The following is a 21,219-nucleotide window of genomic DNA, read 5'->3' on the forward strand; positions in this document are numbered from 1 at the left end:
TATTTATAAACTAGTGTATTGTCAACTAAAATTAATGAAAGCTATTAGTTTTTACACTGAGATACGCAAAGCTAAGAAGGAGACACACAAAGATTAAATTAACTTAGCGCATCTCTGTGAATTATTCTGTGAATCTTGAAACAACAATTAGGTTTATTTATATTCATAAATGATATTATCCTTACATCAGAGATAAGCATTTTTTTCCTAAATTCGTTTAGTCCTGTTTTAGGGCAGAAATTCAACCTCCAAATCGTTGTTTATGAAAAACAAAATTATCTTTCTCTCACTAATATTCTTTTTAAACTTCAGTCTTCACGCCCAAAAATCAGACTGGACTAAAACAGAATTACTTAATTATAAAACTTTGGCCAATTTAGCTACCTATGTCTCAAAGCATAAAAATAATAAACTCTCTAAAGAAGTTTTATTTAAAAATTACATCTACTTTGATTATGTATTGAACGACACTGTAGTTGAAAGAAAAGAAAGCCGGATACAACATTTTGATTCGCTGTTTTCACGTTTTAAAAATATTGTAAATAGAATTGGTATCAAAAATTTAGACGCTAAACCCGTTCGGTTTTACAAAAACAACGAAGTTTACAAACCTTTTGAAAATGAACTTCAAAAAACGGAGAAAAATGTATTTGTCTATTTTGATAAACGAAAACCACATTCGCCATTAGGAACTTTATTATTCGAAGAAAAAAGCAATAAACTCATTGCATGGATTTTATTAAATCAAGGCGGATACCACTATTTTTTAACTTTTAATTTATTATAAAATCCGTTTTTCATCAACAATGTCTAATATTTAAACTTATACAATGATCAAATTTGCCTATACCATTTTATATGTCCAGAATGTAACAAAAACAGTAGATTTTTATGAAAAAGCATTTGGATTTACACGAAAATTTATAGCTCCGGGAAATGATTACGCTGAACTTTTAGTTGGTGAAACAACACTATCTTTTGCTGCAGTTGCATTAGCGAAAACAAATCTGAAAAATGGTTTTATTGAAAGTAATTTAGAAGACAAACCATTCGGAATTGAAATTGGTTTTACAACCGATAATGTAATAGAAACAATTGCTACCGCAGAAAAAGCCGGTGCTTTAATTGTTGAAAATCCAAAAACAAAACCCTGGGGACAAACCGTTGCTTATTTAAGAGATCCTGACGGTTTTCTAATTGAAATTTGTACCCCTATGAATTAAAAAATTATCATATATCAAAATGAACAAAGTTGAACTTTTTGAAAACGAAAGAGCTTTAGGTTACAATGAATTTGTTACTACCTGAATACCTAACTATCATTATTCTTAAATCATTTACCGCAATTACTTAGTGAAACTGAGCAAAAAGATTTATTAGTGGTTGGATCCCAAACCGGAAATGAGATAGAACGTTTTATTCAGGCTCCAGAACAATGGCAAATAACAGGTATAGATCCTTCTCCGGAAATGATTTTGCAAACCAATGAAAAACTTAACAATTAAGAGAATGTTACACTTATTGAAGGTTTAGTAACTGATCTTGGTATCGAAAAAAATACCATGCTGCCACCCTATTATTAGTTTTACATTTTTTGGACGACAACGGAAACAAACTCGATTTACTTAAAATATTGTCGAAAAATTAGTTTCGGGAGCTCCATTGGTATTACTAGATATAACCGGAAATGAAACCTAAATTAAACAAAATCTAAATACTCTTAGACTTCTTTTACCAGCCGGTTTAGATGAAGAACAAGTAACTAATCGTTTAAACAGAATCGAAAAAGATCTTTTTGCTGTTTCTGAAGAGCGATTGTCAGCATTATGCATTGAAGCAGGATTTGAAGCACCACATCGTTTTTTTCAATCCTCAATTTATATGCGCTGGATAACTAAAAAGAAATAGAATATCAAAATAAATTAATCACAAGATTAAGTTTTTATTTACCACAGATTGAGGGGTTTTAGGCTAATTAACAGCTGATTATCTTTCAATCTGTGGTATTTTTTTTGGACACTAATTAAAAAAATCAAATTATTTTTGTTTTAGTTAGGATAACTAACTATATTTGTTTCAGCAATTTTGCACCGAAATAATTTTAAATTTAATTACCATGAAAAAATCAGTTTTTTATCACGCAGGCTGTCCTGTTTGTATTAGTGCAGAACAGGACATTATCGAACTTATTGGAGCAAACAATGTTGATATTGTGAACATTGGAAAAGAAAAAAACAGAATTGACGAAGCCGAAAAAGCAGGCATTCAATCGGTTCCCGCATTGGTTACACCAAATGGAAATGTACTTCACATTAATTTTGGAGCCTCATTAGAAGATGTAAAAGCTTAAAAAAATTTGCCTTACATTGTTAGGATTACTAACTTTGTAAGGCGTTTTATTAATTCAAAATTATAAATAAAATGCAGGTAGCAGTTTGGGACACCTATGTAACAAAAAAAGACGGAACAATAATGCACTTTGATATTATTGCACCCGAAACGATAAAAGATGCCAACGTAATCTATGATTACGGAAACGAATATTTAAAAACGAAAGAACAGCAAGGTCAAACACTGAATTCAAAAGAATGTCAGTTTTGCCATATTGAAACAGTTCATCCTGCATGGGAGAACGAAATTAAACAAAAAGGCTATTTCGTTTACGAAATGGAAAATTGTGACTAATACAACTATGAACAAATCAGATTTTGACTTAGATTATCAAAACCAAAGCAACGAAAGTAAAATTGTGGCTTCGCTGGAACGCATTTCACAGGCTTTTCGTGTTTTGTTGTGGCAGGAAAGTAAAGAGTTTTCATTAAGCCCTATTCAGGTGCAGGTATTGATTTTTTTACTTCATCACAGTGATGAAAAAAGAAAAGTAAGCTATCTGGCAGAAGAATTTAATATGACCAAAGCCACGATTAGCGACACCATTAAAACGCTAGATCAAAAAAATCTGATTACCAAAGAATATGAAGCACACGACACCAGAAGTTATACTATTAATCTAACTGAAAAAGGCAAAGATATTGCCGGAAAAACATCTCTTTTTACCGAACAAATCAGGAAACCAATTGATAAATTAGGTACAGACGATAAAGAAAACTTGTTATTGAGTCTGATGAATATAATAAGGCATTTGAATCAGAATGAAGTAATTACTATTCAAAGAATGTGTCATTCCTGTGCTTACCATGAAGTTTCAGCATCCGGACAAAAACATTTTTGTAAACTACTCAATCAGAACTTACATGTTCGGGATTTACGAATTGACTGTCCTGAACATAAAATGAAAGTGTAAAACAATAGCTTACATTCGATAAAATAAAAAATCCCAAATAGTTCTAAAAAACTATTTAGGATTTTTTATATTTTTTAAATTAATTTCTGTTATAAATCAAATCCATAAGCTAATCGAAGCATCACTTGTGCTAAACCGTTATCAGGTACGCCGTCTTTGATCATTGGAAAATCTTTTAAAAACTCATATCGTACACTAATATCTATAGATTTTGCTGCATATCCTATACTTGGACAAAATAACATTGAGTTAGAACTATAATGTTTTTTAGTTACTGAAAATGCTCCTCCTATTTCGCCCATGGCATAAAATTCATTGCTAAAAAGGAACGTTTTATACCCTACTTTTACAGGAATGTATCCAAAACTAGGTCCATCGTCTTTCACAAATAAATTGTTGTAACCTGTTGTAAAAGTAATAGAATAAGTTTCTGAAATATTGTACTGCGCTCTCACATCGCCTCCCAAATTAAAACTATAGGGCTTATTAAGCGGTAATCCCGTGTTTAGCCCAACTCCGAATTTAAAATTACGTTCGTAATTATCTGATTTCATTTGAGCAACAGCTACAGTAGAAAAACTGAAAATACAAAATAGAGCGAAAATTTTAGTTATCTGTTTCATAATCTATGTATTAGGATGTACTTTTTTAGAAATAAAATTAGTCACTCCGTATTGTAAAAGATAGCCTGCAATTTTTTTAAAGATTGAGCTGGATTTTCCAATTAGTAATTTCTTTGACAAATAGCCACCTGCAAGACTTGTTGCAAGTTGTACAATATTCGATTTAACTTCTGGAAATTGTTTTAAATCATCCAGAGTTCCTTTTAGAATATTCATTGGCTTAAAACTCTGAACAGTTACATCGAATTGATTTTTTAAATCATCATATTTCTCTTGTCTTTCCCTTTCCAAGCGTGCAATGGCCTGGTCTAATAATGTATTTTGATCTTTATAGGACGCCATCTTCTTTACTTTTAGAGTCGTTAGACATTGATTTTGATTTTAACAATTTGGCAATGACTAAATTGGTTATTGGAGTTTTTATGATACTGTCTTTATTAGCTTTTAAAACTATAATAAATAACAAATAAATAAGAGCCACTACTCCATATCCTAAATAATCTTTACCAAAAAGTTCTCCAAGATATAAGCTTAAAGCAATATTTACTAATAAGATAAACATTACAATAAACATAAATATTACAATCCTTGATACTAGAGAGGATAGAACATCGGCAATTTTATCAATCGTATTGAGTTTGACTAATTCAATGTTTACATCTACGTATTCCTTAGCTTTCTTATATAGTAAATCTATGTTCTCTGCAATTGTATCCATACTAATTTTTTATTTTATTAATTTCTTTAATATTGTTAAGATTGTTAGTTCTTTCAGAAGCAAACTGATCTGTTTTATTCAATCCTTCGTTAACTAACTCTTCGGCTTTACTTAATAAAGAATCACATTTTTCTGAAAAGTTTTCTATAAAATCATTAACATAATTCTTTATAGAATCTTTAGTATCGTTTCCTTTATCGGCAATTTTTTTTCGGGTATTACAACCTTTGTCCGGAGCGAATAAAATTCCTAATGCTGCACCTACTGCAACTCCCCCTAATAAACCTATAACTGTTTTTGATGATGTTTTCATATTGTTAATTTTTTAAGTTGCTATTTTTTGATTTGGATCACTCATTAGTAATCTTATTTAAATTCATGTTTTAGTTTTAAGACAGTTTTAGTAGAAAAACAAATTATAAATTGGACTAAAACGTTGGACAGTCATAAATGCCATCACAAATACATGAATAACAAATGTTTCGATCTTATTTTCCATAATAATTTAATTTTATTATTTCTATGTTACAAAGATGCAATTCATTAGTATTTACTTCATTATAATATATTTTAGAAAATTTATACAATTACCATTCTTAGCAAAACTGTCTTTTTTTAAATACATTTTTAGCTTGAAATATTTTCTAAACTTGCTTCCAGACTTATTTCTAAACTTTCATAAGCTTTACTTACGGGACAATTTTGTTTCGCTCCATTTGCAATCTCCTGAAACTGCTCTTCTTTTAATTCGGCAACTTTAGCTTTTAATACTAATTGTGATTTTGTGATACGGCCGTCTTCTAACGAAATAGTGCATTTTGTTTCTAATACTTCAGGCATAAATCCTGCTTTTGTCAAATCGGCGCTTAATTGCATGGTGAAACATCCTGCGTGAGCGGCAGCCATTAATTCTTCGGGATTAGTTCCTGTGCCTTCTTCAAATCGGCTTGTATAAGAATATTTTGTGTTATCTAAAGCTTTACTTTCTGAAATTAAATGTCCGTTTCCTTCTTTTAAATTGCCACTCCAGATGGCTGTTGCATATCTTTTCATCTTTAATAAATTTTAATGATTAAATAATTATTTATAGTATCTGGCTTCATTTTATTGATTCTCTTTTTGAAAAAAGTAATGAAGTTATTGTAAAGTTGAACTTTATAAAAAGATAGACTTAACTCATACAGAATCTATTTTAACCGAATCAATTACATCAAAGCCACAAATAACGAAAATATCTTTTCCTAATCTTTGTCCTAATATTTCATAAAACTGATTTTAGTGGAATTATGTAACATAATGAATTAATTCTATAACAAATTGAGAGTAGTGTTGTTGCATATTTGTATTCATCCCAACTTTTATTAATCAAACAATATTTGACTATGAAAAATTTAAGCCTCAACACAAAGCAAAATGCAGCCATAAAACAAACTTTAAGCCTGGAAGAATTTATTAAAAAGTATATTTCTCAATCTACTGCCGAGATAAAAGAGATTATTTTCTCTTTTGATTTAAAAAAAACTTTAAAAAAAGAGTAATTGTTTAAATCTTAAGAAAAATGATTAGTAAGTAACTTTTAAAAATGCTAGTATGAAAACTATATCAATCACATCAAATTATCTGTACAGTATTTTTGAACAAATACAAGCTCAATTAGGCGGTAATCTTGATAAAAAATCTAAAGAATACCGATTAGAAATAAACAATGATACTGGAAAAGGATTCATTTCAGGAATCATGATTGAACCTGCAATATGTTATATTGAATATGAAATCATTTTTAAAGAAGATGTATCTTTTGTATATAAACAAGATAATTCAAGTTCAATTCATTTTGGTTATTGTTCAAATGGATGCCTTATGCAAAGTTTTGGCGAAGAAGGAAAAAGAAATAGATTAAACCAGTTTCAAACAGGTATTTTCTCTAATTCTTTTAACAAAAAAAATACCATCTTTAGCTTTAATAAAAATCAGCCCACAAAGGCTTCATTGATTACGGTTCACACTTTATCAGTTCATGATCAGGAATTAAAACAACAATTAATAAGTACATTTTTTCAAAACAAAGAAAACCATCCGCTTTCTTATGTAGGATCACTAAACTTAAAAATTGTTGAACAAATAAATCTTCTAAATTCAATTAATCAAAAAGGATTAGTTAGAAATTTATTAATCAATAGCTCTGTCTATTTAATTTTAGCTCTTGAAATTGAACAGCATAAATATGATTTGACTAAAGCTCAAAATTGTTTCAATTCGGCACTTACCCAAGTCGATATGGAAATTATAAAAAGAGTTTCAGAACATATTAAGATGAATCCTGAAATTCAATACAGTTTAAAATATTTATGTAAGAAGTTTGGCATTTCACCTTTTAAATTACAGGAAGGTTTTAAAGTTATGCACGACAGAACGGTAACTGATTTTATTAGAAATACCAGAGTAGAAGTTGCCGAAAATCTAATTCGAACTTCTGAACTTAATATTTCTGAAATTGTATATACTGTGGGACTTACCAGCAGAAGTTATTTTTCGAAAATTTTTAAAGAAAAATACAATTGTAGTCCAAAACATTATCAAAATCATCAAAATAAAGTGGTAATTACTGCCTAAAAAACTACTCAAAATACAAAGCCAGTTTATTACCAAACTGGCTTTTATTTTTTCAATCGGTTTTGTTTTATTTAAAATTAAATATTTCCACTTGTTCAATTTTATTTTTATCAAAATATTTCTATGAATAAAAAGCGATTAGCCATAATTGGTTCAGGACCAACAGCCTTATATCTCTTAAAACATATTTCTGATAATAGTATTCAACTTCAAAATCAAATACAGAGTATTAGTATTTTTGAAAAAGGAAAACACATGGGTATGGGAATGCCTTATAATCCTGAAACTACCGATAAATATAATTTAGCTAATATTTCATCTGAAGAAATTCCAAAACTCCCGCAAACTTTTGCCGACTGGCTTCGAACTCAAAAAAAACAAGTCTTAAAAAAATGGAATATCACTCAATTTCCTATTGAAGATTCTGAAGTGTATAGCCGTTTAGCTTTGGGCCAGTATTTTCACGAACAATATCAATTATTAATTACAAAACTAAAAGATTCGGGTTTTATCATTAATGAATTGATAGATCATAAAGTAATTGATATTGTAATCGAAGACAACAACACCGAGGTCAAAGTGATTATCGAAAATTCCAAAACTTATGAATTTGACAAAGTAGTAATTGCCACAGGACATCACTGGTCAGCAGAAGATGAACCACAAAGAGGTTATCATGCTTCACCCTGGCCAATCCAGAAAATAATTCCAAAAGAAGACGAGTACTTTAATTTTCCAATAGGAACGCTGGGTGCTTCTTTGAGCGCTTTTGATGTTGTTACCTCACTAGCACATCGTCATGGAATTTTCAAAAAAACAAAAAAAGGATTGGTTTTTCATCTTCATGAAAAGGCAAACGGATTTAAAATCATTCTTCATTCGGCACAAGGCTGGTTACCGCATTTACAATACGAGCAGGAAGAACCTATGCGGGAAATTTACCGTCATACTAATCGTGAAGAAATATTATCATTAGTTGGTTCAAATGGTTTTCTGACCATCGATACCTTTTATGATAAAATATGCCGGCCAGCTTTAATCGAAGCTTTTAAAAAAGATAGAAAAAAGGAAACGATAAAATTGCTTCAAAATCCCAAGTTTACTTTCGAAGAATTTATCACTTTAATGAGTAAAAAACACGAATACGTGAATTCGTTTGCCGGAATGGAAAAAGAAAAAAAGTTAGCATTAAATGCTTTGAAAAATAACCAACCTATTCATTGGATGGAAACGCTGGACGATTTAATGTATTGTTTAAATTACCATACCGAATTATTATCTGCCGAAGATCATTTATTTTTTCGAAAAGAAATTATGCCTTTTCAAATGAATGTTGTTGCGGCATTGCCTATCAATTCGGCTAATGTTTTGTTAGCCATGCACAAAGCAAACTGTATTGATTTGGTCGAAGGAAAAGTAACTGTAATTGATGCTGACAAAAATGATACAGAAACAAAAATCGAAATTGAAAAAGAGAATGGAACTGTAAAAACCGCTTCTTATAAAATGTTTATCAATTGCTCCGGACAAGAAAAAGTAGAAATTGAAAATTATCCTTTTCCTTCGATGAGGAAATTTGGAATTATCCAAAAAGCAAGAGCTCAGTTTAAACGAAAACCTAATTTTAAAAAACTGGATAATCCGGATATTGAGAAAGATACTTTTTATAAAAACAAAAGAACTTTTTTATTCACTGGAGGAATTGATATTGATCCCACTTACAAAGTCATTCGAAAAAACGGAACATCAGAAGACAAAATACACGATATCACTTTTACACACACTTCGGGCTGCCGGCCTTATTCTTACGGTTTACAAGCTTGTAATGCGACAAGCTCTATTGTGGTTGATTCCTGGATTATATTAGATAAAGAAAATTCAGATTCTAAAACATCTGTTGAAAATATTACAAAACTTTACGAAGAAGACGGTACTATATAATTCAAAAATCTTTTTTTTGAATTTTGCTTTGAATTATGCATTTGAGCACTTAAAATAATGATATGCGTTAATAGAAATGCTTATTATTTTGGAAATTAGTAATTGTTACAGTATTTGAATTGTAAAGAATTATACAAAAAAACAACAATTAAAAAAAGACCATTTTAATCTTAAAAATTGATAATGATGGAAAAAAAAACAGAACCTCTCAATACTAAACTAGAATATCTTTTAGAAAAAATTCACGATAGTGAACAAGGTTTTGAAAAGGCTGCCGAACATACTGAGCATGTTTTTTTAAAAAGTTATTTCGAGAAGAAATCTAAAGAAAGATATGATTTTGGAAACGAATTAAACAATGAATTCATCATGTCTGGCATACAAAACGAAAATAGTTCAGCTTACACTGAAAACACAGGTACTATTGCAGGTACAGTACGCCAAACCTGGATGGATTTAAAAGCGCTTTTTTCTTCTAATTCGGACCAGTCATCAATGTTAGAAGCAGCTATCATAGGCGAAAAAGCTGCATTAGCTGATTACAATGACATTCTTAATCAATCATCGTTGCCGTTAAGAATCCGTTCGATATTGCTTAAACAAAAAGAAGCTATTGAAAACGATCTTAAAACGATTAAAAAAATAGAAGATTTAAAATAATGGTTTTCACTATTTTTTCCTTCTCACTATAAATACAAAATAATATCAACCCAAAAAAACAAAAATTATGCTACGTTGGACAGTCACATTTATCGTACTAGCTATTATAGCTGGAGTATTAGGATTTGGTGGAATTGCCGCAGGTGCAGCAAGCATCGCTAAAATTTTATTCTTTATCTTCATCATATTATTTCTTCTATCTTTCATTAGAGGAAGAAGGGATATATAAAATTAAATCCTATCAATTAGAGGATTATTTATTAGTCCCACTTGACAGAGAATATCAATTGATTTTGATAATGTATAACTAAAGTTCACTAAAATAGATATTTTATAATTCTATTTTAGTGAACTTATTTTTTAGAATGAAGGTTCGTAGGCTTTAAAAAGCTTTAGAATTTCCTTTTCAGAAGCTGAAAAATAAGGATTTATTGTCGTACTTCTTTTCACTCGGTTAAAGGATTTTTCTAATGTTCCATCCTGATACGCATCGACAATTACAGGATGTACATAATATTTTCTACACACGTTTTTAGTATTTCCTAAAGCTATCGAAGCACATTCGTAAGCTTTTAAAATATTACTTTTAATACCTGTTTCTGAAGTTGGTTTTTCTAATTCCATCAACGCATTGAAAAATGACAACGAAGCTGACCAGGTTCTAAAATCCTTTGCGGTAAAATTATTTCCGCATATTTCTTGTAAATACTCGTTAACATGATTGCTTTTAAGCGATTTTCTTTCTCCATTTTCATCAATAAACTGAAATAAAACCCAGCCCGGTAATTCTTCACAACGGCTTACTAATCGTATCATTTTTTTATTGCGCACCGTAACGGTATGTTTTATTCCTTTTTTTCCTGTAAACTCTATTTTCATCTGGTCTTTAAAAATATTCACATGTCGTTTTCTTAAAGTGGTCAAACCGTAGGTTTTATTTTCTTTTTCATAAAAACTATTACCTATCCTTATGTGGGTTTCCTCCATTAATCGAATGACTAAAGCCACCACTTTTTCTTTTGGCCAACCTCTCCTATTCAAATCTGAATCTATTTTTTTTCTAATTAGAGGAAGGTTTTTCCCAAAAGAATACATCTTATAAAACTTAGTTGAATTTCTTATCGTATTCCAATTAGTATGATACAAATATTGCTTTCTGTTTCTGGCATCTCTTCCTACGGCTTGCAAATGGCTATTTTCAAGATTACTTATTTTTACATCTTCCCACATAGGCGGGATAACTAATTTTTTAATTCGCATTAAGGCTTTAGCTTCATTAAGCCGCTTACCATTCATTAGATAGATAAAGTTTTTACCCTGCTTTTTTCTAACAATTGTCAAATCTTCATCATAGGCATAAATCAAATTATAGTTAGACAACACCTCTTCCGGATGACACATTAATTGTTCATAATCCACTTTTCCAGTTTCCATATTTCATTTCTTTAAATACTAAAAATCAGTAGTATATTATTTCAATTTAACTACTTATTTCTTTTTTATTTAACTGAAAAGAGAAAAAAAATGATGCTGAAAAAAGAATCTTAGCCTTTTGAAATTCATTTGAGTTAAGAATTATATTTTTTCGATTAATAATCCCTCGTTTTTGTAAATATCTTTAAAGTACAGGTCATCATTTTAATGACAAAAAGTTGTCAGTTTGGTTTAGTGAATTTTGTAAAAAAAACAAAAAAATCATCATTCAATTCAGCTATAATTAGTTTTAAAAAAAAATTATTGGCTTTGTCTCTTCATCTTGACATTTTTCAACATACAATAACTTAAAATACATTATTACTATGCCAGTACAAGTAATTAGAAAAAACCTTTTTTTTAAACCCGATTCAAGTAGAGTTGTTGCTCGTTTTTTTAATAATGGCGATGCCCGGACTATAAATTTAGTTCACCGGATTATGGGCTTAGATGAAGAAATGGTCAAAAAAGAACTTCAGGTTACCTTTGATGAATTTAGAAGCAGGCATCGAAATATTTCTGAAATTTTTTTAAAACATGCTAATAATTATCGTCATCTTATTGAATCGATTGGGATTAAATATGACGAACTCAGTTTAGACAGACGGCTTTTAATTGGTTCTTATTCTACATTAGAATATTCGCTTGAAGCCGCGGCTTTGTTTAATCCATCAATAGTAGAAGATTTCGACCAATCATTTTTAGCCGAAGGTGAAAAAAGAGTCATTATATCATTTAGAGCTACCGGTGAAGGACATTTATCTTCTATTGTTTTTAGAAAAGGAATATTAGACGCTTCTAATAATCTTAAAATGGTTGAAGCACATAAACACATTGATCTTCCGCACATTATCAAAAAAAAATCATATAACAAAAAAAGATTCATGAAAAAAATGGAAGAAATGAATATTCCTAAAAAATATTCTACTCCTATCATGGACACTTTACCGAACCGATTTGAGTATTACACTATAAAAGAAGCCGTTAGAAAAATACTGGCAGAAGATATTGATGAATCTAAAAGGAGAGCCTTAAGAGAAATGACTTGGCTAGTTAATTCTTATTATGATATCGAATTCAATAAGGATTCTAAAATTTCAGGACGTGCTATTTTGCCTATTTCTTCTTCTGAAAGCCGTGGTATCGAAGATGCTCGTTTTGTACGTTTTACAGATGATGACGGCACCGAAAAAATGTATGCCACTTATACTGCTTATGATGGTTTTACAATACTTCCAAAGTTACTTTCGACCAATGATTTTATCAATTTCAGAGTCATGCCAATGCACGGAAACGGAGCGCAAAACAAAAACTTTGCTCTTTTTCCACGAAAAATCAAAGGAAAATACGCCATGCTTGCCCGTATTGATGGCGTAAATAATTATTTGTTTTATTCGAACAGAATTACCTTATGGAACGATCCTATCAAAATTCAGGAACCCAAATTTCCCTGGGAATTTACTCAAATAGGAAACTGCGGTTCGCCTATTTATACTGATGAAGGCTGGCTGGTAATCACTCATGGTGTGGGTTCTATGAGACGTTATTGTATAGGCGTTTCTTTGTTAGATTTAGAAGATCCTACAATAGAAATTGGGCGCTTAAAAGAACCTCTCTTAACGCCTTTAGAAGAAGAACGAAATGGTTATGTACCTAATGTGGTATATTCCTGCGGAAGTATCATTCACAACAATCACTTGATTTTACCGTATGCCGTATCAGATTATGCTTCGTCTTATGTAACCGTAAATATGGACGAATTATTAGCTGAACTAAAAAGTGAATAAACTATAATTTAAAAATATTTTTTCATTAAAAAAGCCTGTAAACTATGCAATTACAGGCTTTTTTGATTTGTAATTTTGTATCATTATTCGAAAGCAAATCTTGCCAGCAAATAACTCACTGTAGATTCTGCCCCCTGATTTAAATTGACATTATGCGCTTCTAAACCATCATGACAACCACCTGTACAAGGATTATAAATAATTTGTTTTAAATGATTATTTCCTAAAAACCAGTTAAAAGCCGTTTCCATTTTATCATCATATCCCTCATTAGGATATTCGATATCAAACTGTTTTAACGCAAGAATAGTATAAGCTACATCAATAGGCTGCTCACCCCCTGGAGTAATCGTATTTTCGTCGACACCTTTCATCAACCAGTTTTTGTTAGAAATTACCCTGATGGCATCATCTATGAAAATTTTCGAAATTAAAAAATCAAATGATTCTTTAGCGATTTGTTTAAACTCATACTCTCCTGTAGATTTCCATGCATATAAAAGTGCTTCCGGCAACGCACTATTTCCATAAGTAAGATACGGCTCAAACCATTTCCAGTCATTTTCATAATGCGAATGATATAAATGAGCCAGTTTGCTGGCAGCATTATGTATCGTTTCGGTAATTTCATCTTCATTTTCAATTAAATTGTAAAAATACAATCCTTTGATTGCAAAAGCCAAAGCTCTTGGAGAATGAAACTCATTCAACTGAACACTAAAATGATTAATTGACCATTTTATATTTTGGAACAATGTCGTGTCGATATCGATAGCTTCTTCTAATAAATGGTACGCATATCCTAATGCCCAAATGGCTCTACCATTCGAATCTTCAAGATTTACTTCACTATTTTGAGTCGTGAAATTTTTATATTGATCTACATAATTTAAAAACAGGCAATTGTCACGCTGGCATTTTAAAATAAAATTAATGTAGATTTTAGCTAATTCTAAATCTTCCGGATTTTTAGTTGATTTATAGCTTTCGCAAATGGTTATTAACGCTCTTGCATTGTCATCTAAAGTATATCCAGACTCTAAATCAGGTGTATCAATTTTTGAAAACTGGATAATACCAACATTAGTAGTCATCGCTTTTAGATGATCTAAATTTACATCCGGTTTTTTATACCGTAACTGTAGCGGAGTTTTTATCAGCTCCGTAAAAAGATGTCCATGAGAAATTGCTGCATTGTCCCAGGCGGTACAGGAAGAAGAATGCAAAGATTTCATTTTCATGCCTTCGAGTGCCTCATCATCATTCAGTAATCCGTTCATTTTTTCGGCTAATTGTTTCGAATTTCCAAATTCAAATAACAGTCCCTGACCTTCCTGCAATACTTCTTTTGCATGTGGAATTGGCGTCGAAATAATAGGACATCCACAGCTTATGGCATACGAAAATGTTCCACTTACAGCCTGATTAGGATCTTTTGATGTAAAAACATAGCAATCAGAAAGCTGTAAATATTCTAATAATTCCGGAAGCGGCACAAATTTATTTACAAATTGAACATGATTGCTAATTTTTAAATCATCAACCATTTTTTGTAAAGAATCCATATAAGCATTTCCTTGTTCATTGAATAAAGTAGGATGTGTTTTGCCAACTATTAAAAACAATATGTCAGGATGTTGCTCTATAACTTCAGGTAAAGCTTTTAAGGTAGTTTCGATACTTTTTCCCGGACCTAAAAATCCAAATGTCGAAATAATTTTTCGATCAAAAACATTGTATTTTTCTTTAAGAATAGATTTTTCCAGATGTTTTACTAAATGGGTTCCGTGAGAAATAATTTTGATTTTATCTGGATTTACTCCGTAAGTATTGATTAACAATTCTGCCGAAGATTTGGTCATCACCGTAACTTTTGATGCTATGGCAACAAGCTCTTTTACGTTTTTTTCCAAATCCGGATTAGGTTCAGGAAGTACGGTGTGAAATGCAATAACTATCGGTTTTGTAATAGATTTGAGGAATTTGATAAATGCTTCTTCATTACTTTTAAATAATCCAAACTCATGCTGAATCATTACAATTTCTAAATCTTTATCTTCGTTTATTTTTTTGGCAGTTGACTCATACGATTCGACATCATCAGTCGTTAAAATCATAGCTACCTCATCGGCATTATAACTGTATTTATCTTGTTTTGTTTCTAATGCACAAATTTTGACATCAAAACTATTCTCAAATTTAGTTTCCAAAGCACTTCTTAAGTCAAACGTATATGTAGCAATTCCGCACTCTCTGGGAGGATAAGTAGCCACCATTATGACTTTGGCTAAAGGAGTGTTTTGATTTTTTTGAATACTCAATTTTCTTCTGTAGTCGTTTCTTTTTTCTTTAAAAAGAACACTGACCGGGCTCGGTATATTTTGTTTCGTTTTCATAAGATTGGTTTTAATTGACTTTACATTATTATGATTTTAATAATGCCTTAGCTAATTTACCTTCTTAATACCGTTAACATTATCCTTAAAAAGATATTTGTTAACCCAATCACATTCAGAAACTTCAGTAAACTATTCGAATTGTAGTTTTTTGTATTTAAAAATAATCCTACTCTTTTTTTCCATTACCTGTAAGCGTACTTACAACGCCACTTTTTACATTAATCCACAAGTAATTAAAAAAGGATTTTGTTGCATCACGTTCGGCTTCAATTGTTCCATAACGAAAATCTTTGGGATCTTTTTTAGAGTCTTTTTTAATGAAAATATTACCAATTGCTGTTAGCAGTTTATTGACTTTTTTACTGTCTTTACGTAATATTTTAAAATTGAAATCTTCGTATTTCATTTTCATTTCACCCTTAGAAGAAACATTTGTAGCATCAAACGAAAAGTACATTTGTTCTAAGGTTCCTTCTGCCAAAGCATTCAAATTTGGCTGAAAAAAAGGATTCATCAACTGGGCTTCCAAATTACTTACCGAACCGTTAACCGCAAATACATCGGCAGTATTGTTGACATCAAAAGTCCAGTTTAAAGTTAACGGAGCAGCGCCCATCAATCTTGATTTGATTTTAATTTCGGTTTTTTTAGCTTTTTTTAAATTCGAAATCTCATATAAAGTAGCATGAATCCGGTCAAAAAATAATTTACCGGCAACTTTATCCGGATCAACTAATTCGGCATAAGAAATATAACCATTTTTAATTTTTAACTCATTCACCTTCAAATTGAAAGATAAATTGCGTAACATTTTACTGTACAAAGGTTTAATCCTTAAATCATCATCTATTAACTTATCTCTGTAAATTTCTAAATCAGGATTTCTAATTTCACCTGAAGCTGCAGTAAAACTTAATCTTGGCTGATAAATATCAAACTTGAATTTTTCTAAACTAAATTGCGGAATTTTCAATTTGATATAATCCCGTTCTTTTTTTAAATGTTTCGAAAGTTCTTTTTTAGAGTATTTAGGAATAATTTGAAGGTTGGCTAATTTTAATTTATCACTAACAATTGACACTGTGTCAATGGTAACTTTTTCGAATTTGTTATTGTCTAAAACAACTTTTTGAGCTTCAAATTCATAATTATCAAAAACGAAAGGTATTTTTTCTTTTGATTTTAAATCAAGACTAGTTCCCGAAACTGTCAAATTACAAGACGAAAGTGCCATTTTAATACTATCGGTACTTTTTTGCATAATAGCTAAACTCCCGTTTGTAATGGCAATTTTGTTTACATTAAAAAGTTTTAATCCTTTTTCCAGATTGTCTTTTACTTCTTTTTTTGAAGCAATAAATTGGTACGGATAATAATGAAACTGAGGACTTTTTAATTTAATTGTTTTTATAGTAAGCGTTTTGTTAAACAACAAATCGCGATAATTAATATCGTTTAACTGTAAACTTTCGATTTTTATAAAAGTATGGTATTTAGCATTTTGGGCTGAAACTTGTTCTTTGTTTTTAATTTTTACCAAAGCATTATTTAAGGATACATTTCCCAGTAAAATATTGATATCTAAATCAGTATATTTCAGCTTATAGTGAGGAGGAATTTTTTCGGTAATCATGTCCTTCAAATATTTTTTAGCATAAGATTGTCCTATAAATACACCTAAAATGATGAATAGAATAACCGAAATTAAAGCAATACCTTTTTTATTAATCTTCATATACTTAAAATAAAATCTAACTTAAAAAAATTTAAGTTAGATTGTTATTATGACTATTTATTATCGTCAATATCTTCTGCTTTAGAAATATTGCCTTTAGGAATTTCATTAAAAAATTCTGCTAATTCTAAATCGGCGCTTGGTCCAAAACCCAGTAAAACTGTTCCTTTATCTCCGCTTGTCGTTTCGATAACATACAATATCGACATATCCGAAGGATTGCTCATCCCTTCATAGCGGTGCTCAGCAACGATAAAAATATCAGTTGGATCGTATTCTGTTTTGGTTTCTGTGTTGAGAAATTTATTGTCTTCAAAATAAAAATTAGCAGTATAACCTTTGTCCTGATAAATTTTGATATAATCTATTTCGTGTTTGTCAAATGGATTTTTCATTTTTTTATATTTTATAATTATTATTCAATTTTTATTTGAACATCATTCGAATTTTCGATTCCTTCTTTGGCATACTCCTGCTTGTAAATGCGTACTATTAGTAAGAATAAACTAATTAGTAAGGGACCAAAAACTAAACCTATGAAACCAAACAGCGGAATCCCAATGATAACACCAATAAGCGTAATTAATGGATGTACATTATCCATCTTTTTTAATACATACAAACGAATAATATTATCCGTAGTTCCCACGATTATTACACCATACAATAGAACTCCCCAAGCCTGAAATGTATCACCATTAGTCAATGCAATTATAAATATAGGAAGAGTTCCCAGAAAATTTCCAATAAAAGGAATCATCGAACCGATAGTAACAACTACCGCCCAAAAAAACGGACTTTCGACACCAAAAATTAAAAATCCAATTAGGGCAACCACACCCTGAGCAATGGCTACTAACGGAATTCCTAATGAATTGGAATAGACCATTTCATTAATTCGGAGTCCTAAAGTTTCAAGATTTTCATTTTTTATTGGAATATATTCTATTAAAACTTTTTGAAATTGTTTTTGATGAGTAAGCATATAATACAATAAAAAGTACATAATTGAAACGGCAATAAAAGTGTTCAAAGTCGTTCCTAATATATTACTAATACTGTTTGTAATTCCTCCTGAAATGGATGCTGTATCAATTTGATCGGTTATGCTAAAACCTAAGGATTTTTCCCAATCTTTAAGTTGTGTTTCGACTGCTTTTACAAGCTTATCTGATTTTTGAGAGGACTCACCTATTTTATTTCCCAGCATTAACAAAGCTCCGGCAATAGGAATTAAAATGGTAATAAACGACAAAAACATAAGCGATCCTGCGGCAAGGCCGGAATTCCAGCCTCTTTTTACTAATTTCATCATAGGTCTTTTCATTAATACATATAAGGTTATAGCACCTAATACTCCTGAAAAATACGGTAGCATTTCCCTGAAAATTAAACTTCCCATTAAGAGAATTAATAAAAGGGTAAAAATTTGACGAATTATATTCGGACTTATAGTATTCATTTCTTTCATTTTAAAATGCCGGATGGATTATTTTTTGTTTTTTTCAGCTTGCTTTTCGGCCTGTTTCTTAGCTTCTTTTTCCTGTTTTTCTTTTTCTTTTTGTGCCTTTTCTTTAGCTTTTTGCTGTTCTTCCAGTGCTTTTTCTTTTTCCTTTTCTTTTTTCTTAAAATAACCTCTTAGCAAAAAGTTATGCTTAGCAGCTTCCATATTTTCATTTAATCCTTTGGAACTTTTTCTTAAATTTTCCATGGTTTTATCAAGATCTTTAGCCATTTCCTTATCCGTCATCAACTTACCAATTGTTCCTTCGCCATTATTAATATTATTGAATAAAAGCGCTAACTCTCCGGTAATAACCTCAGCATTTTCAGCGGTAACTTTTACAGATGATAATATATTATCAAATTCTACCGGTTCAAATGAACGAAGGGTTCCTCCCTCTTTTACTTCCGGCAAATTTGAACTTCCCTGAGAAATGGTCAATAATTTACTCCCAATAACACCTTCAGAAGTGATTGAAGCTTTACTATCGACTTTTATAAATTTTTTGACATCTTCGTCCATCAAAGCTTCAACATTTACAGTCGAATCATTAATGATGACAATATTTTCAATCGTTCCTACTGAAATTCCCGAAAAACGCACCTGACCACCTATCTGTAGCCCACTCACGTTACGAAAATTAGTATAAATTTTAAATTTGGAAGTAAATAAGTTTTGGTTACTTCCTATAAAAAAGATAATTAGAAATAATATACCAATTCCTAATGTCACAAAAATTCCTAATTTTATTTTATATGCGCGGCTAGTTGTTTTCATAATTATCTATTTAAAAAATGATTGAATATAATCGTCTTCATCGTCCATGAACTCTTCCAAAGTTCCTTCTTTATAAATTTTTCCATCTTTAATCATTACGATTCTGTCTGCTACTTTTTTTACACAGGCAATATCATGTGTAATGATAATGGAGGAATTATTAAATTTAGCTTTAGTTTCATTAATCAAATTACTTATCTCATTCGAAGTAATGGGATCTAAACCCGTTGTGGGTTCATCGTACAAAATAATCTCAGGATGTACGACTAATGTTCGGGCTAAACCAATTCTTTTTTTCATTCCACCTGATAATTCTGAGGGCATTTTATCGATCGAATCGGGCAAACCAACATCATCTAAAGCCTGAACAATTTTATCCTCTAATTCTTTTTTCGAAAGTTTCTCTTTTGATTTTGAAAGTGCAAATGCTAAATTTTCTCTTACTGTCATAGAATCATATAAGGCAGCACCCTGAAATAAGAAACCTGTTTTCTTGCGGACTTTGATTAAATCTTCGTCACTTATATCAGTCAATTCATGTTTTCCTACTGTAATTTCGCCTTTATCATGTTGCAATAAACTCACAATACATTTTATTAAAACCGACTTTCCGGAACCTGATTTTCCTAATACAACGAGATTTTCTTTTTCATAAAGCTGCAAGTTGATACCATCAAGAACCTTTAAATCGCCAAAGCTTATTTTAAGGTTTTTGACATCAATAACTACATTTTTTTTGTGCTTTTCCATTATATTAAATCGGTTATTTGTACGGCAATTAAATCTACAATGATTACTAATAATGAAGCGGTTACTACAGCAGAATTTGCTGCAACACCAACACTTTCTGTACCACGGCCTGCATTATATCCTTTGTAACATCCTACTAAACCTATTACAGCTCCAAAAAAGAATGATTTAATTACAGCAGGAATAATATCAAGAAATTCTACGCTTAAAAAAGCCTGATTTATAAAATAGCGTAAGCTCATGGTATCTTTGATATTAATACCTAACCAGCTACCAAAAATCCCAATAGCATCAGCATATAAGGTAAGTAATGGAATCATTACAGTTGCAGCTGCCACTCTTGGGATCACCAAAAAATTAATGGGATGAGTATTAGACACTTCCATAGCATCTATTTGTTCGGTTACACGCATAGAACCCAGTTCGGCTCCCATACTGGAACCTATTTTTCCGGCGCAAATAAGTGCCGTAATTACAGGTCCCATTTCTCTAATAATAGAAACAGCGACCATACCCGGCAACATGGCAACTGCACCAAATTGCACCAATGGCGGTCTGGATTGAATGGTTAAAACCAGACCAATAATAATACCTGTAATCGAAATTAAACCAAGGGATTTGTTACCTATCTGATAACATTGTTTAAGGAATTCCTGAAACTCAAATTTCTTAGTAACGAAATTTTTCAACACAGTTTTTAAATACTCAGTACCATTCGCCATATCTATAAAGAAGGCGAAACTGCTATTTTTTACCTGAGTAAAGACAGAATTTAGCGAATTTCCGTCTGATTTGTGTAATGGTTTAAGCATAACGTTATTTTTGAGATTTAAAATAAAGTTATGCTCTTTTACACTGTTTTTAATTATAACATTTTAGCTTTTTATTATATAATAACAATTCTGAAATTAACGCTAAAATCAGCTAATAAATTG

The 21,219-nt window shown here is 30.7% G+C and carries 25 protein-coding genes; 12 read left to right on the forward strand and 13 right to left on the reverse strand.

The features are described from left to right. The first annotated feature begins 262 nt into the window (after positions 1 to 262). The 6 genes from FEM21_RS11160 (at position 263) to FEM21_RS11180 (ending at position 3,304) form a co-directional block, all read left to right on the forward strand. Positions 263 to 787 carry a hypothetical protein gene (locus FEM21_RS11160; RefSeq protein ID WP_035660456.1) on the forward strand — a complete coding sequence of 175 codons (525 nt, stop codon included), beginning with the start codon at positions 263 to 265 and terminating at the stop codon, positions 785 to 787. Between the two features lie 43 nt (positions 788 to 830). Next, entirely contained in the window at positions 831 to 1,223 is a 393-nt protein-coding gene (locus tag FEM21_RS11165; protein WP_035660457.1) for a VOC family protein, read from the forward strand. A 156-nt stretch (positions 1,224 to 1,379) separates the two neighbouring features. Continuing rightward, entirely contained in the window at positions 1,380 to 1,505 is a 126-nt protein-coding gene (locus tag FEM21_RS16615) for a class I SAM-dependent methyltransferase (protein WP_201448294.1), read from the forward strand. Between the two features lie 611 nt (positions 1,506 to 2,116). After that, entirely contained in the window at positions 2,117 to 2,350 is a 234-nt protein-coding gene (locus tag FEM21_RS11170) for a thioredoxin domain-containing protein (protein ID WP_035660458.1), read from the forward strand. Between the two features lie 71 nt (positions 2,351 to 2,421). After that, positions 2,422 to 2,685 (forward strand): DUF2024 family protein, encoded by a 264-nt coding sequence (locus tag FEM21_RS11175; protein ID WP_035660460.1) that lies wholly within the window; start codon positions 2,422 to 2,424, stop codon positions 2,683 to 2,685. 7 nt (positions 2,686 to 2,692) lie between these two features. Continuing rightward, the gene (locus FEM21_RS11180) at positions 2,693 to 3,304 is read left to right on the forward strand and encodes a MarR family winged helix-turn-helix transcriptional regulator (RefSeq protein WP_035660462.1); all 612 of its coding nucleotides are present in this window, start codon (positions 2,693 to 2,695) and stop codon (positions 3,302 to 3,304) included. Between the two features lie 89 nt (positions 3,305 to 3,393). On the opposite strand, the gene FEM21_RS11185 is transcribed toward FEM21_RS11180, so the two are convergent. The 5 genes from FEM21_RS11185 to FEM21_RS11205 form a co-directional block, all read right to left on the reverse strand. Next, on the reverse strand, positions 3,394 to 3,927 hold the full coding sequence (locus tag FEM21_RS11185) for a hypothetical protein (RefSeq protein ID WP_035660463.1): 534 nt from the start codon (positions 3,925 to 3,927) through the stop codon (positions 3,394 to 3,396). 3 nt (positions 3,928 to 3,930) lie between these two features. Next, a complete protein-coding gene (locus tag FEM21_RS11190; protein ID WP_035660464.1) occupies positions 3,931 to 4,269 on the reverse strand; it encodes a hypothetical protein in 339 nt (112 codons plus the stop codon). Further along, complete coding sequence (locus tag FEM21_RS11195) at positions 4,256 to 4,645, reverse strand: hypothetical protein (protein ID WP_035660465.1); 390 nt, start codon at positions 4,643 to 4,645, stop codon at positions 4,256 to 4,258. The genes FEM21_RS11190 and FEM21_RS11195 overlap by 14 nt, the downstream gene beginning before the upstream one ends. A 1-nt stretch (position 4,646) precedes the next feature. Beyond that, positions 4,647 to 4,958: a YtxH domain-containing protein gene (locus FEM21_RS11200; protein WP_035660467.1), complete on the reverse strand. Its 312-nt coding sequence runs from the start codon at positions 4,956 to 4,958 to the stop codon at positions 4,647 to 4,649. A 314-nt stretch (positions 4,959 to 5,272) separates the two neighbouring features. Then, positions 5,273 to 5,698: an OsmC family protein gene (locus FEM21_RS11205; RefSeq protein WP_035660468.1), complete on the reverse strand. Its 426-nt coding sequence runs from the start codon at positions 5,696 to 5,698 to the stop codon at positions 5,273 to 5,275. Between the two features lie 329 nt (positions 5,699 to 6,027). Between FEM21_RS11205 and FEM21_RS16560 the strand changes: the two genes are divergently transcribed. The 5 genes from FEM21_RS16560 (at position 6,028) to FEM21_RS16445 (ending at position 10,088) form a co-directional block, all read left to right on the forward strand. Next, entirely contained in the window at positions 6,028 to 6,183 is a 156-nt protein-coding gene (locus FEM21_RS16560; RefSeq protein WP_160171315.1) for a hypothetical protein, read from the forward strand. 52 nt (positions 6,184 to 6,235) lie between these two features. After that, the gene (locus tag FEM21_RS11210) at positions 6,236 to 7,258 is read left to right on the forward strand and encodes a helix-turn-helix domain-containing protein (protein ID WP_035660469.1); all 1,023 of its coding nucleotides are present in this window, start codon (positions 6,236 to 6,238) and stop codon (positions 7,256 to 7,258) included. A gap of 123 nt (positions 7,259 to 7,381) precedes the next feature. Beyond that, positions 7,382 to 9,199, forward strand: coding sequence for an FAD/NAD(P)-binding protein (locus FEM21_RS11215; RefSeq protein WP_035660470.1), 1,818 nt, complete (start codon positions 7,382 to 7,384; stop codon positions 9,197 to 9,199). 186 nt (positions 9,200 to 9,385) lie between these two features. Next, on the forward strand, positions 9,386 to 9,859 hold the full coding sequence (locus FEM21_RS11220) for a ferritin-like domain-containing protein (RefSeq protein WP_035660472.1): 474 nt from the start codon (positions 9,386 to 9,388) through the stop codon (positions 9,857 to 9,859). A gap of 67 nt (positions 9,860 to 9,926) precedes the next feature. Then, on the forward strand, positions 9,927 to 10,088 hold the full coding sequence (locus FEM21_RS16445) for a DUF1328 family protein (protein WP_081824689.1): 162 nt from the start codon (positions 9,927 to 9,929) through the stop codon (positions 10,086 to 10,088). 131 nt (positions 10,089 to 10,219) lie between these two features. On the opposite strand, the gene FEM21_RS11225 is transcribed toward FEM21_RS16445, so the two are convergent. Then, the gene (locus FEM21_RS11225) at positions 10,220 to 11,293 is read right to left on the reverse strand and encodes a DNA topoisomerase IB (protein ID WP_035660473.1); all 1,074 of its coding nucleotides are present in this window, start codon (positions 11,291 to 11,293) and stop codon (positions 10,220 to 10,222) included. Between the two features lie 365 nt (positions 11,294 to 11,658). Between FEM21_RS11225 and FEM21_RS11230 the strand changes: the two genes are divergently transcribed. Further along, positions 11,659 to 13,119 carry a glycoside hydrolase family 130 protein gene (locus tag FEM21_RS11230; RefSeq protein ID WP_035660474.1) on the forward strand — a complete coding sequence of 487 codons (1,461 nt, stop codon included), beginning with the start codon at positions 11,659 to 11,661 and terminating at the stop codon, positions 13,117 to 13,119. An 83-nt stretch (positions 13,120 to 13,202) separates the two neighbouring features. Here the strand turns inward: FEM21_RS11230 and FEM21_RS11235 are convergent, their stop codons facing one another. From FEM21_RS11235 to FEM21_RS11265, 7 genes are all read right to left on the reverse strand, one after another. Next, complete coding sequence (locus FEM21_RS11235; RefSeq protein WP_081824690.1) at positions 13,203 to 15,515, reverse strand: glycosyltransferase; 2,313 nt, start codon at positions 15,513 to 15,515, stop codon at positions 13,203 to 13,205. Between the two features lie 169 nt (positions 15,516 to 15,684). Then, positions 15,685 to 17,253, reverse strand: coding sequence for an AsmA family protein (locus tag FEM21_RS11240; protein ID WP_035660476.1), 1,569 nt, complete (start codon positions 17,251 to 17,253; stop codon positions 15,685 to 15,687). Between the two features lie 53 nt (positions 17,254 to 17,306). Beyond that, positions 17,307 to 17,648, reverse strand: coding sequence for a hypothetical protein (locus FEM21_RS11245; protein WP_035660478.1), 342 nt, complete (start codon positions 17,646 to 17,648; stop codon positions 17,307 to 17,309). Between the two features lie 20 nt (positions 17,649 to 17,668). Further along, the gene (locus tag FEM21_RS11250) at positions 17,669 to 18,715 is read right to left on the reverse strand and encodes an AI-2E family transporter (protein ID WP_035660577.1); all 1,047 of its coding nucleotides are present in this window, start codon (positions 18,713 to 18,715) and stop codon (positions 17,669 to 17,671) included. A gap of 27 nt (positions 18,716 to 18,742) precedes the next feature. Beyond that, the gene (locus tag FEM21_RS11255) at positions 18,743 to 19,534 is read right to left on the reverse strand and encodes an MlaD family protein (RefSeq protein ID WP_035660479.1); all 792 of its coding nucleotides are present in this window, start codon (positions 19,532 to 19,534) and stop codon (positions 18,743 to 18,745) included. A gap of 6 nt (positions 19,535 to 19,540) precedes the next feature. Next, positions 19,541 to 20,284, reverse strand: coding sequence for an ABC transporter ATP-binding protein (locus FEM21_RS11260; protein ID WP_035660480.1), 744 nt, complete (start codon positions 20,282 to 20,284; stop codon positions 19,541 to 19,543). Then, positions 20,284 to 21,006, reverse strand: a complete 723-nt coding sequence (locus FEM21_RS11265; RefSeq protein WP_152547399.1) for an MlaE family ABC transporter permease — start codon at positions 21,004 to 21,006, stop codon at positions 20,284 to 20,286. Before FEM21_RS11265 ends, FEM21_RS11260 begins: the two co-directional genes overlap by 1 nt. Positions 21,007 to 21,219: the final 213 nt, after the last annotated feature.

Origin of the sequence: Flavobacterium seoulense (genome assembly GCF_000695795.1) — a bacterium.
GTDB lineage: Bacteria > Bacteroidota > Bacteroidia > Flavobacteriales > Flavobacteriaceae > Flavobacterium > Flavobacterium seoulense.

What these genes read in the sequence shown, in the direction of transcription:
- FEM21_RS11160 (WP_035660456.1), top strand. Translation starts at nt 263, where the DNA reads ATGAAAAACAAAATTATCTTTCTCTCACTAATATTCTTTTTAAACTTC.
- FEM21_RS11165 (WP_035660457.1), top strand. Translation starts at nt 831, where the DNA reads ATGATCAAATTTGCCTATACCATTTTATATGTCCAGAATGTAACAAAA.
- FEM21_RS11170 (WP_035660458.1), top strand. Translation starts at nt 2,117, where the DNA reads ATGAAAAAATCAGTTTTTTATCACGCAGGCTGTCCTGTTTGTATTAGT.
- FEM21_RS11175 (WP_035660460.1), top strand. Translation starts at nt 2,422, where the DNA reads ATGCAGGTAGCAGTTTGGGACACCTATGTAACAAAAAAAGACGGAACA.
- FEM21_RS11180 (WP_035660462.1), top strand. Translation starts at nt 2,693, where the DNA reads ATGAACAAATCAGATTTTGACTTAGATTATCAAAACCAAAGCAACGAA.
- FEM21_RS11185 (WP_035660463.1), bottom strand. Translation starts at nt 3,927, where the DNA reads ATGAAACAGATAACTAAAATTTTCGCTCTATTTTGTATTTTCAGTTTT.
- FEM21_RS11190 (WP_035660464.1), bottom strand. Translation starts at nt 4,269, where the DNA reads ATGGCGTCCTATAAAGATCAAAATACATTATTAGACCAGGCCATTGCA.
- FEM21_RS11195 (WP_035660465.1), bottom strand. Translation starts at nt 4,645, where the DNA reads ATGGATACAATTGCAGAGAACATAGATTTACTATATAAGAAAGCTAAG.
- FEM21_RS11200 (WP_035660467.1), bottom strand. Translation starts at nt 4,958, where the DNA reads ATGAAAACATCATCAAAAACAGTTATAGGTTTATTAGGGGGAGTTGCA.
- FEM21_RS11205 (WP_035660468.1), bottom strand. Translation starts at nt 5,698, where the DNA reads ATGAAAAGATATGCAACAGCCATCTGGAGTGGCAATTTAAAAGAAGGA.
- FEM21_RS16560 (WP_160171315.1), top strand. Translation starts at nt 6,028, where the DNA reads ATGAAAAATTTAAGCCTCAACACAAAGCAAAATGCAGCCATAAAACAA.
- FEM21_RS11210 (WP_035660469.1), top strand. Translation starts at nt 6,236, where the DNA reads ATGAAAACTATATCAATCACATCAAATTATCTGTACAGTATTTTTGAA.
- FEM21_RS11215 (WP_035660470.1), top strand. Translation starts at nt 7,382, where the DNA reads ATGAATAAAAAGCGATTAGCCATAATTGGTTCAGGACCAACAGCCTTA.
- FEM21_RS11220 (WP_035660472.1), top strand. Translation starts at nt 9,386, where the DNA reads ATGGAAAAAAAAACAGAACCTCTCAATACTAAACTAGAATATCTTTTA.
- FEM21_RS16445 (WP_081824689.1), top strand. Translation starts at nt 9,927, where the DNA reads ATGCTACGTTGGACAGTCACATTTATCGTACTAGCTATTATAGCTGGA.
- FEM21_RS11225 (WP_035660473.1), bottom strand. Translation starts at nt 11,293, where the DNA reads ATGGAAACTGGAAAAGTGGATTATGAACAATTAATGTGTCATCCGGAA.
- FEM21_RS11230 (WP_035660474.1), top strand. Translation starts at nt 11,659, where the DNA reads ATGCCAGTACAAGTAATTAGAAAAAACCTTTTTTTTAAACCCGATTCA.
- FEM21_RS11235 (WP_081824690.1), bottom strand. Translation starts at nt 15,515, where the DNA reads ATGAAAACGAAACAAAATATACCGAGCCCGGTCAGTGTTCTTTTTAAA.
- FEM21_RS11240 (WP_035660476.1), bottom strand. Translation starts at nt 17,253, where the DNA reads ATGAAGATTAATAAAAAAGGTATTGCTTTAATTTCGGTTATTCTATTC.
- FEM21_RS11245 (WP_035660478.1), bottom strand. Translation starts at nt 17,648, where the DNA reads ATGAAAAATCCATTTGACAAACACGAAATAGATTATATCAAAATTTAT.
- FEM21_RS11250 (WP_035660577.1), bottom strand. Translation starts at nt 18,715, where the DNA reads ATGAATACTATAAGTCCGAATATAATTCGTCAAATTTTTACCCTTTTA.
- FEM21_RS11255 (WP_035660479.1), bottom strand. Translation starts at nt 19,534, where the DNA reads ATGAAAACAACTAGCCGCGCATATAAAATAAAATTAGGAATTTTTGTG.
- FEM21_RS11260 (WP_035660480.1), bottom strand. Translation starts at nt 20,284, where the DNA reads ATGGAAAAGCACAAAAAAAATGTAGTTATTGATGTCAAAAACCTTAAA.
- FEM21_RS11265 (WP_152547399.1), bottom strand. Translation starts at nt 21,006, where the DNA reads ATGGCGAATGGTACTGAGTATTTAAAAACTGTGTTGAAAAATTTCGTT.